Below are 9,218 nucleotides of genomic sequence, written 5' to 3' on the forward strand. Positions count from 1 at the left end.
AAATAGAATGTATGTATTGTATAAATTTGATATTCTGTTAATAATTAAGAAAATTAAAAAAGTTGATGATGTCTTATTAGGGTGTTATACTGACAGTGATAATTTTATAGTTTGCTAGGAGAGCTGGTGTTGCCAGCTGAGAGTAGGCCGTAAGCCTTTGATCCTTTTTATTACCTGATCTAGATTATGCTAGCGTAGGGAAGCAATTCGGACACTAACAATGAGTCCCCGTTTCTTTGCGTATAGAAACGGGGCTTTTTTATTTAAAAATTTCATATTGAAACCACTAGGGGTGCTTGATTTGCTGAGAGAGGAATAATCCTTAACCCTTACAACACCTGATCTAGGTAATACTAGCGAAGGGAAGTGGAACATCGAATAAATGTATAACTTTATTTGCTGTAACCACTTCTTATATATAGAAGTGGTTTTTTATTTAGATACATATATTGAAAGGGGATAGAGAAATGAAATTTTGCGATAGATTATTAGAAACTGTGCAACCGGTTTGGGAGATGAGTCATAATCATCCGTTTGTAGTGGGTATGGGAGATGGCACGTTAGAAAAAGATAAATTCCAGTATTATATTATTCAAGATTATTTATATCTGCTAGATTATGCAAAGTTATATGCGATTGGTGTTGTAAAAGCAACGAATCCACAAGTAATGGGAAAGTTCGCTGAACAAATTGATGGAATATTAAATGGCGAAATGACAATCCATAAACAATATGCAAAAAGACTTGGAATTTCTATAGAGGAGATAGAGTCTGCGAAACCATCTGCTAAAAATTTAGCTTATACAAATTACATGATGTCTGTATCTCAAAATGGCACACTTGCGGAATTAATAGCAGCGCTTCTTCCATGTATGTGGAGCTATTGGGAAATTGGAAAGCGTTTAAATGATATTCCTGGAGCAAGAGATCATGAGTTTTTTGGTGAGTGGATTCAAGGATATAGTTCGGAAGAATACGGTAATCTGTGTATTTGGTTAATAGATTTATTAAATGAAATGGCAGTGGGAAAGTCTGAGACAGAACTAGAAAGATTAGAGGAGATTTTCTTATATTCCAGTCGATTTGAATATTTATTCTGGGATATGTCCTATCGTAAGGAGATGTGGGGATTTGAGGAGCAAGAACATACTACAGTTTCATAATGTTTCTTTTCATTACGATGAGAAACCAATCATCCATGAATTAAATGCTTCTATACATGAGAAAGAGTTTGTCAGTATTATCGGACCGAGTGGATGTGGGAAAAGTACTTTATTTCGCCTTATTACAGGTCTAGAAAAGGTAAGTACTGGACAGATAGAACTGACAGAAACAAAGCACCATCCTGTAGGATATATGCCGCAAAAAGATATGCTTTTGCCGTGGAGAACAATTATTGAGAATGCTGCCCTGCCGCTAGAGTGCCAAGGTGTACAGAAGAAAGAAGCACAAGTAAAGGCAAAGGAACTGTTACATAAATTTGGTTTGCAAGGGTATGAGAAAAAATATCCGAAAGATTTATCTGGTGGTATGAGACAACGTGTATCTTTTATTCGAACTTTATTAACAGGCGGGGAAATATTGCTGTTAGATGAACCATTTAGTGCGTTGGATGCTTTAACGAAGACCTCTTTGCAAGAATGGTTGTTTGAACAATGGCAAGAGTGGAAAAAAACAATTTTATTCATTACTCATGATGTTGAAGAAGCGTTATTTCTTTCAAACCGAGTTTTAGTAGTGGAACAGCAGCCGATAACGACTTTGACTGAGCGGACTGTACCGCTTGATCATAACAGAACACGAAAAGATTTATATAAACCGGAAGTATTGGCGCTGAAAGATGAGCTTCTTAGTATGTTACAAAGGCAGGTACTTGTGTGATGAACCGATTGAAAGAATTAGTTCCTGCTATTACACTTTCTAGTATTTTACTAGCTGTGTGGGAAATAGGAGCAAGAATTGTAGATGAGATGTACATTTTACCGTCACCTTCTGCGATTGTAATGAAGATATGGAAACTAAAAGACATATTATTTACAGTTCATTTACCTGCAACGTTATACGTCGTTTTAATAGGTGTTGTTATCTCTATCGTATTAGGTGTAGGGCTGGCGATGTTAATGAATGCGAGTACATGGATGGAGAGAGCATTTTATCCATTATTAGTTGCTTCACAAACGATTCCGATTACTGCGCTTGCTCCGCTATTTGTTTTATGGTTTGGATACACAATTTGGAGTAAGGTTGTTGTCACAGTTTTAATTACGTTTTTCCCAATTGCGGTCAATACGTATGATGGACTGCGTAGTACGAAAAAAGAATGGGAGGAGCTCTTAGTTACATATGGAGCAACAAAAAGAGATATTTTTCTTAAATTAAAGTTGCCGTCTGCTCTTCCTTATTTTTTCTCAGCTTTAAAAATTGCAGTTCCGCTTAGTGTTATCGGAGCAGCAATTGGAGAATGGCTCGGTGCACAAGCTGGGCTTGGATATTTCAGTAAGAGAATGATGACGCAGTTAGATGGAGCTGGCGTATTTGCACCTATTGTATTGTTATCATTATTAGCTATTTTCTTCGTCGTAATTATTTCCATATTAGAAAAGAAATTCATTAGTTGGAGGAAGTATTCATGAAATTTTTAAAGCGTATCTTTGTGTTTACATTATTAATTGCAATAATTGCAGGATGTTCGAGTAATTCAGCATCAGACAAAAGTAAAAAAGAGAAAGAAATAACAGTCATGTTAGATTGGTATCCAAATGCGGTACATAGCTTTATCTATGCAGCAATTGAAAAAGGATACTTTAAAGAAGAAGGTGTAAAGGTAAATATTAAATTCCCTTCTAATCCGACTGATCCATTAACGCTGGCAGCAGCAGGGAAGGTAACAGTTGGCTTGTATTATCAGCCAGATGTTGTTATGGCGAGAGCGAATGAGCAAATTCCAGTGAAATCAATTGGAGCTGTCGTACGTTCACCATTAAATCATGTTGTATCACTGAAATCAGCGGGCATTCAATCACCGAAAGATTTAGAAGGAAAAACAGTAGGATACTCTGGAACACCTTTAAGTGAGATGTATTTAAAAACGATGGTAAAAGAAGCTGGTGGTAATCCTGATACAGTGAAAGTAGTTGATGTTGGATTTGATTTAGTACCAGCATTAATTACGAAGAAAGTAGATGCGGTAACAGGGGCATACATTAACCATGAAGTACCTGTTATGCGTCATGAAGGCCATGAACCAGCGTACTTTAATCCAGCTGATTACGGAGTACCAAACTACCATGAGCTTGTGTTTGTAACAGGTGATAAAACGTTGAAAAAAGATAAAGAAGCGTTGCAAGCTTTCTTACGTGGTACGAAAAAGGGCTATGATTTCATGAAGAAAAACCCAGATGAAGCATTGAATATTTTATTAAATCATCAAGAAAAAGAAAACTTCCCACTTGTGCCAGAAGTTGAAAAGGAAAGTATGAAAATTTTATTAGAGAAGATGGAAACGAAAGATGAGCCATTCTTATCAGATTCAAAAGCATCTTGGGAGAAACAAAATAAGTGGCTGAAGGACAAAGGAATGACGAAAGAAACCGTCCCAGCCGATGAACTATTCGAAAATATTTTAAAGTAGGCGAATGAATATGAAAAATGAGCTCCACGTAATCTCAAATGGCCATATGCCATTCGAAGAGTTAGTGAATGTAGCGATGCAAATTGAGAGTGAGATTGATTATTTGCATATTCGTGAGCGTGAGAAGAGTACGAAGGAATTATATGAAGGTGTGGAAAGTCTATTAATGGAGGGCTTTCCGGCTTCTAAAATTGTCATAAACGATCGAATTGATATTGCAATTTTATTAAATATACCTCGTGTTCAACTAGGATATCGAAGTACAGATGTAAAGTCAGTGAAAGAAAAGTTTTCGTATTTGCATGTCGGTTATTCTGTGCATTCGCTAGATGAAGCAATAGTAGCTTTTAAAAATGGAGCGGATTCACTCGTTTATGGCCATGTATTTCCGACAGATTGTAAAAAAGGTGTGCCAGCGAGAGGGCTTGAAGAAATTTCAGACATTGCAAGGTGTTTATCTATACCGATTACAGCAATTGGAGGAATTACCCCAGAAAACACAGTGGATGTTCTTACTAACGGTGTAAGTGGTATAGCAGTTATGTCTGGAATTGTAAGTAGTAGTAACCCGTATAGCAAAGCGAAATCTTATAAGGAATCAATAAGAAAGTGGGCGGAAAAACATGTGTGAGAAGTATGATGTAGCGATTATTGGTGGTGGTGTAATTGGCAGTTCAGTTGCACATTTTCTAGCAGAAAGAGGACATAAAGTAGCGATTGTGGAGAAGCGAAGTATTGCATCGGAAGCTTCCAAAGCAGCTGCTGGTTTACTTGGTGTTCAGGCAGAATGGGATGCGTATGATCCGCTATTTGAACTTGCTAGAGAAAGCCGAGCTATATTTCCACAACTTGCAGCAGTTTTACGTGAAAAGACGGGTATTGATATTGGATATGAAGAAAAAGGAATTTATCGTATTGCTCAAAATGAAGATGAGAAGGAAAGAATTCTTCACATTATGGATTGGCAGCAGAAAACAGGTGAAGATTCTTATTTTCTAACGGGAGACCATGTGCGGGAAAAAGAGCCATATCTATCCGAATCTATTATAGGAGCAGTATATTATCCGAAAGACGGTCATGTTATTGCACCAGAGCTTACGAAAGCATTCGCACATTCTGCGGCAATTTCCGGTGCTGATATATATGAACAGGCAGAAGTATTTGATATCCGTATTGAAAATAATAAAGTGACTGGAGTTATTACAAGTGAAGGTATTGTCACATGTGAGAAAGTCGTTATTGCAGGAGGTTCATGGAGCACGAAGTTACTAGGTTATTTTCACCGTGATTGGGGTACATATCCAGTTAAAGGAGAAGTGGTTGCGGTAAGAAGTAGAAAAAAACTTTTAAAAGCACCTATTTTTCAAGAAAGATTTTACATTACTCCAAAGCGCGGTGGACGTTACGTAATTGGGGCAACAATGAAGCCACATACGTTCAATAAAACTGTGCAGCCAGAAAGTATAACTTCTATATTAGAGCGTGCTTATACAATATTGCCAGCTTTAAAAGAAGCAGAATGGGAAAGCACGTGGGCAGGATTACGACCACAATCGAATCATGAAGCTCCTTATATGGGAGAGCATGAAGAAATAAAAGGTTTATATGCTTGCACGGGCCATTATCGAAACGGTATTTTATTAAGTCCTATTTCTGGTCAATATATGGCTGATTTAATAGAAGGAAAGCAAGAGAATCATTTGCTAGATTCATTGCTTTCTAGAAGCGTTTAGAAAGGGGATGGAAGTTTGAATTTAAAAATTAATGGTAACCAAATTGAAGTGCCAGCGAGTGTAAAAACAGTAGCTGAGCTACTTACACATTTAGAGTTAGATAACAGAATTGTTGTAGTAGAGCGTAATAAAGATATTTTACAAAAAGATGATCATACAGATACATCTGTTTTTGATGGAGACCAAATTGAGATTGTAACTTTCGTAGGAGGCGGTTGATTATGTTAAACATTGGACCATTTTCATTTCATTCTAGATTTTTATTAGGAACAGGTAAATTCCCTGATTTTGACGTACAGCAAAAGGCAATTGACGTTTCTGAAGCTGAAATTTTAACGTTTGCAGTACGTCGTATGGATATCTTTGATGCAAAGCAACCTAATTTATTAGAGAAACTTGATGTGAAAAAATATACGTTATTACCAAATACAGCAGGAGCAAAAAACGCTGAAGAGGCTGTTCGTATTGCAAAATTAGCAAAAGCCTCTGGGCTTTGTGACATGATAAAGGTAGAAGTTATTGGTGATGATAGAACGTTATTACCTGATCCGGTAGAAACGTTAAAGGCATCTGAAATGTTACTGGAAGAAGGATTTATCGTACTTCCGTATACATCTGATGATGTTGTATTAGCACGTAAATTACAAGAGCTTGGCGTGCATGCGATTATGCCAGGAGCATCTCCAATCGGATCAGGACTTGGTATTGTAAATCCATTAAATTTGAGCTTCATTATTGAACAAGCGACAGTACCAGTTATCGTTGATGCCGGTATTGGTAGCCCAGCTGATGCAGCATTTGCAATGGAATTAGGAGCAGATGGCGTGTTATTAAATACAGCTGTATCAGGAGCAAAAGATCCTATTAAAATGGCAAAAGCAATGAAATTAAGTATTGAAGCAGGCCGTTTAGGATTTGAAGCAGGTCGTATTGCACGTAAGCGTTGTGCAACTGCAAGTAGTCCTTTAGAAGGAATGAGCGTAGTTGAATAATCGATATTCTCGCCAAGAACTATTTTCTCCAATTGGAGAAGAAGGACAGCAAAAGATAAGAGAAAAGCATGTGCTTATTATCGGTGCAGGTGCATTAGGTAGTGCAAATGCAGAGATGTTTGTAAGAGCAGGTGTTGGCAAGATAACAATTGTTGACCGTGATTATGTAGATTGGAGTAATTTACAAAGACAACAATTGTATGCAGAGAGCGACGTAAAGAATAATCTTCCAAAAGCTATAGCGGCTAAAAAACGTTTAGAAGAGATTAATAGTGATGTAACAATAGAAGCTCTCGTTCAAGATGTAACAGCTGAAGAGCTAGAAGAACTTGTTACAAATGTTGATGTAATTATTGATGCGACTGATAATTTTGAAACACGCTTTATTGTGAATGATATAGCACAAAAATATTCTATTCCATGGATTTACGGTGCATGTGTAGGTAGTTACGGTCTTTCTTACACAATCCTTCCTAGTAAAACACCATGTTTATCATGTTTATTACAGTCGATTCCGCTTGGCGGGGCAACATGTGATACAGCGGGTATTATATCACCTGCTGTATCTCTTGTCGTTTCTCATCAAGTAACAGAAGCTCTTAAACTGTTAGTAGAAGATTACGAATCACTTCGAGATGGGCTTGTATCGTTTGATATGTGGAAGAATGAGTATTCATGTATGAATGTGCAAAAGCTTCGCCAGCATAATTGTCCTTCATGCGGAGAGAATGCATTATATCCGTATTTAAATAAAGAGAACACATCAAAAACAGCAGTTTTATGCGGGCGAAATACAGTTCAAATTAGACCACCTCATAAAGATGAAATAAATTTTGAACAATATAAAGAGTTGTTGGAAGGTCGTGTGAATGATTTAAATATAAATCCATATTTACTATCATTTTCTATTGAAGACAAGAGGTTAGTCGCCTTTAAAGATGGCCGTGTGCTCGTACATGGAACGAAAGATATAAGCGAAGCAAAAACGATTTATCATCGCTATTTTGGATAGAAAAGGATGAGTGGGATGAAAGTGAATAAAGCTTTAACAATTGCAGGGTCTGATAGCGGCGGCGGTGCTGGAATTCAGGCAGATTTAAAAACATTCCAAGAGCTTGGTGTATACGGAATGACGGCTATTACGGCGATTACTGCTCAAAACACGCTTGGCGTTCAAGGGGTATATCCTGTTCCGTTAGAAGGTATTACAGAACAGTTGAATTCAATTGGTACGGATTTAACACCAGATGCAGTGAAACTAGGAATGTTATTTAGTAGTGAAATAATTCAAATTGTTGCAGAACAAATTAAAAAGTTTGGCTGGAATAATATTGTGCTAGATCCCGTTATGATTGCAAAAGGCGGTGCATCATTATTACAGCAAGAAGCAGTTCAAGCATTAAAAGAATATTTATTACCAGTAGCAACTGTTATAACACCGAATGTCCCAGAAGCAGAAGTGTTAACTGGGATGGAGATTCATAATGTTGAAGATAGTAAGGAAGCTGCAAAAGTATTGCATGAATTAGGTGCTAAATATGTGCTTATGAAGGGCGGACATGCAGAATATCAAGGGAATGAAGTAATTGATTTCCTCTTTGATGGAGAAAAATTTATTGAGTTTAGAAGCGAGCGAATTCCTTCAAAGCAAACGCATGGAAGTGGGTGTACATTTGCTTCAGCGGTTACAGCAGGACTTGCGAAAGGATACTCAATTGAAGATGCTGTTCAAGAAGCAAAACGATTTATTAGTATAGCAATTGAAGAGCCATTGAATATTGGTAGTGGCCATGGGCCGACGAATCATTTTGCATATAAAGTGAATAGAATGCGTGCATAGGTAAGTGAAAAGCCAGTTTTATAACTGGCTTTTTTTCTGTTTACTTTTTCAAAATACAGGAGTAATATATCAGCCAGAATACATTTTTTTGTAAACGCTGAGTCCAATTATATGGAGCGGAGGAACCAATTTGTGCGTAGGCACTAGGGGTGAATCTTTCAAGTTTGAAAGTAGGGCTACTCTCAAAGTCCGAATCCGACAGCTAACTTCGTAAGCGTCTTGAGAGAGGACGGTGCCATGATGGATACATCACTTCATCGATCTGATTAGTATAGGAGAATATCAATCTATGTTTGATTTCTTTTATACTAAGGAGGATGAGGTACATGGAACTAACACTTATTTGTGTTGGAGAAGAAAGTAAGGTAGATAGTTTAAGAGATCTAGTATCATTTCAACATGAGTTAATTATTTTTACAGCAAATGAAGAGATAGAGGCTGAAGTTAGGAATTGTGGGTTTGATTGGACTTATAGCTGCAGTAAGGAGCAGGACTTTACTAGTATTTGTGAGTGTATTAAGAAGGTGATTTTACTAGGGGATGAGCTTCCAATCGTTAGTTTTTTCACAGAACACATTCGCTTTTCTTTTCAAGCACCTATTACTGTTGTTACAAGGAATAAACGATATCCAGCGAGGCTCTATGAAACAATTGGAGCTAAGTTTGTCGTGTTTACAAATTGTGATAATATTTCTTTTTTATTTTTTGAATAGGGCGGGGGAAGAAATGATGAAGGTACTATTACTTGGAGATATAGCAAATCGTTGGGCAGTATCGGTAGAGCGAGTTCAAGAATTGGTTCAGATCGATCCCCTTTTTCCAGGGCCGTATATTATATTACCATCAAAAGATGCTTTGTATTTAGAGGTGGATATTACCGAGTATGAGCAGCTACATGCAGAATTGACACAAGTTTATATTCGCGGGAGAAATTTACGTGCATTTTTACGAGGAGAATAAAGGTTGAATAAAAAGAGCGAATGCTGAGTGCAACAAGCTATGCACTTCATCTCATTCGCTCT

The 9,218-nt window shown here is 37.2% G+C and carries 12 protein-coding genes and 3 riboswitches; all 12 genes read left to right on the plus strand.

The genetic code is table 11. The features are described from left to right. Window positions 1-106 precede the first annotated feature (106 nt). A riboswitch (TPP riboswitch) is annotated at window positions 107-218 on the plus strand. 60 nt (window positions 219-278) lie between these two features. Beyond that, window positions 279-382: riboswitch (TPP riboswitch) on the plus strand. Between the two features lie 85 nt (window positions 383-467). The 12 genes from tenA to ACQGSG_RS23395 all read left to right on the plus strand — a co-directional run bounded on the left by tenA (window position 468) and on the right by ACQGSG_RS23395 (window position 9,156). Continuing rightward, window positions 468-1,163, plus strand: coding sequence for a thiaminase II (gene tenA / locus ACQGSG_RS23340; protein ID WP_000666828.1), 696 nt, complete (start codon window positions 468-470; stop codon window positions 1,161-1,163). Beyond that, window positions 1,132-1,881, plus strand: a complete 750-nt coding sequence (locus ACQGSG_RS23345) for an ABC transporter ATP-binding protein (protein WP_088361068.1) — start codon at window positions 1,132-1,134, stop codon at window positions 1,879-1,881. Before tenA ends, ACQGSG_RS23345 begins: the two co-directional genes overlap by 32 nt. Beyond that, window positions 1,881-2,633 carry an ABC transporter permease gene (locus ACQGSG_RS23350; protein WP_001080856.1) on the plus strand — a complete coding sequence of 251 codons (753 nt, stop codon included), beginning with the start codon at window positions 1,881-1,883 and terminating at the stop codon, window positions 2,631-2,633. Before ACQGSG_RS23345 ends, ACQGSG_RS23350 begins: the two co-directional genes overlap by 1 nt. After that, entirely contained in the window at window positions 2,630-3,631 is a 1,002-nt protein-coding gene (locus tag ACQGSG_RS23355) for an ABC transporter substrate-binding protein (protein ID WP_098604830.1), read from the plus strand. Before ACQGSG_RS23350 ends, ACQGSG_RS23355 begins: the two co-directional genes overlap by 4 nt. A 10-nt stretch (window positions 3,632-3,641) precedes the next feature. After that, a complete protein-coding gene (gene tenI / locus ACQGSG_RS23360) occupies window positions 3,642-4,262 on the plus strand; it encodes a thiazole tautomerase TenI (protein WP_000787170.1) in 621 nt (206 codons plus the stop codon). Then, window positions 4,255-5,364 (plus strand): glycine oxidase ThiO, encoded by a 1,110-nt coding sequence (gene thiO / locus ACQGSG_RS23365; RefSeq protein ID WP_098207980.1) that lies wholly within the window; start codon window positions 4,255-4,257, stop codon window positions 5,362-5,364. The genes tenI and thiO overlap by 8 nt, the downstream gene beginning before the upstream one ends. A 15-nt stretch (window positions 5,365-5,379) precedes the next feature. Further along, the gene (gene thiS, locus ACQGSG_RS23370; protein ID WP_001049502.1) at window positions 5,380-5,583 is read left to right on the plus strand and encodes a sulfur carrier protein ThiS; all 204 of its coding nucleotides are present in this window, start codon (window positions 5,380-5,382) and stop codon (window positions 5,581-5,583) included. Window positions 5,584-5,585: 2 nt separating this feature from the next. Beyond that, complete coding sequence (thiG, locus tag ACQGSG_RS23375; RefSeq protein ID WP_325842994.1) at window positions 5,586-6,356, plus strand: thiazole synthase; 771 nt, start codon at window positions 5,586-5,588, stop codon at window positions 6,354-6,356. Then, window positions 6,349-7,368 (plus strand): thiazole biosynthesis adenylyltransferase ThiF, encoded by a 1,020-nt coding sequence (thiF, locus tag ACQGSG_RS23380; protein ID WP_098023141.1) that lies wholly within the window; start codon window positions 6,349-6,351, stop codon window positions 7,366-7,368. Before thiG ends, thiF begins: the two co-directional genes overlap by 8 nt. Before the next feature lie 15 nt (window positions 7,369-7,383). Then, entirely contained in the window at window positions 7,384-8,196 is an 813-nt protein-coding gene (thiD, locus tag ACQGSG_RS23385) for a bifunctional hydroxymethylpyrimidine kinase/phosphomethylpyrimidine kinase (protein WP_000867378.1), read from the plus strand. Between the two features lie 85 nt (window positions 8,197-8,281). After that, window positions 8,282-8,429: riboswitch (cyclic di-AMP (ydaO/yuaA leader) on the plus strand. Between the two features lie 93 nt (window positions 8,430-8,522). After that, window positions 8,523-8,909, plus strand: coding sequence for a hypothetical protein (locus ACQGSG_RS23390; protein ID WP_134995027.1), 387 nt, complete (start codon window positions 8,523-8,525; stop codon window positions 8,907-8,909). A gap of 13 nt (window positions 8,910-8,922) precedes the next feature. Then, window positions 8,923-9,156 (plus strand): hypothetical protein, encoded by a 234-nt coding sequence (locus ACQGSG_RS23395; protein ID WP_001985933.1) that lies wholly within the window; start codon window positions 8,923-8,925, stop codon window positions 9,154-9,156. The last annotated feature ends 62 nt before the right edge of the window (window positions 9,157-9,218 follow it).

It is taken from the genome of Bacillus sp. GMa5/1 (assembly GCF_050172015.1).
GTDB lineage: Bacteria > Bacillota > Bacilli > Bacillales > Bacillaceae_G > Bacillus_A > Bacillus_A cereus.

Excerpts from the sequence above, each read along its gene's own strand:
- tenA (WP_000666828.1), top strand. The coding sequence starts at position 468 with ATGAAATTTTGCGATAGATTATTAGAAACTGTGCAACCGGTTTGGGAG.
- ACQGSG_RS23350 (WP_001080856.1), top strand. The coding sequence starts at position 1,881 with ATGAACCGATTGAAAGAATTAGTTCCTGCTATTACACTTTCTAGTATT.
- ACQGSG_RS23355 (WP_098604830.1), top strand. The coding sequence starts at position 2,630 with ATGAAATTTTTAAAGCGTATCTTTGTGTTTACATTATTAATTGCAATA.
- tenI (WP_000787170.1), top strand. The coding sequence starts at position 3,642 with ATGAAAAATGAGCTCCACGTAATCTCAAATGGCCATATGCCATTCGAA.
- thiO (WP_098207980.1), top strand. The coding sequence starts at position 4,255 with ATGTGTGAGAAGTATGATGTAGCGATTATTGGTGGTGGTGTAATTGGC.
- thiG (WP_325842994.1), top strand. The coding sequence starts at position 5,586 with ATGTTAAACATTGGACCATTTTCATTTCATTCTAGATTTTTATTAGGA.
- thiD (WP_000867378.1), top strand. The coding sequence starts at position 7,384 with ATGAAAGTGAATAAAGCTTTAACAATTGCAGGGTCTGATAGCGGCGGC.
- ACQGSG_RS23390 (WP_134995027.1), top strand. The coding sequence starts at position 8,523 with ATGGAACTAACACTTATTTGTGTTGGAGAAGAAAGTAAGGTAGATAGT.
- ACQGSG_RS23395 (WP_001985933.1), top strand. The coding sequence starts at position 8,923 with ATGATGAAGGTACTATTACTTGGAGATATAGCAAATCGTTGGGCAGTA.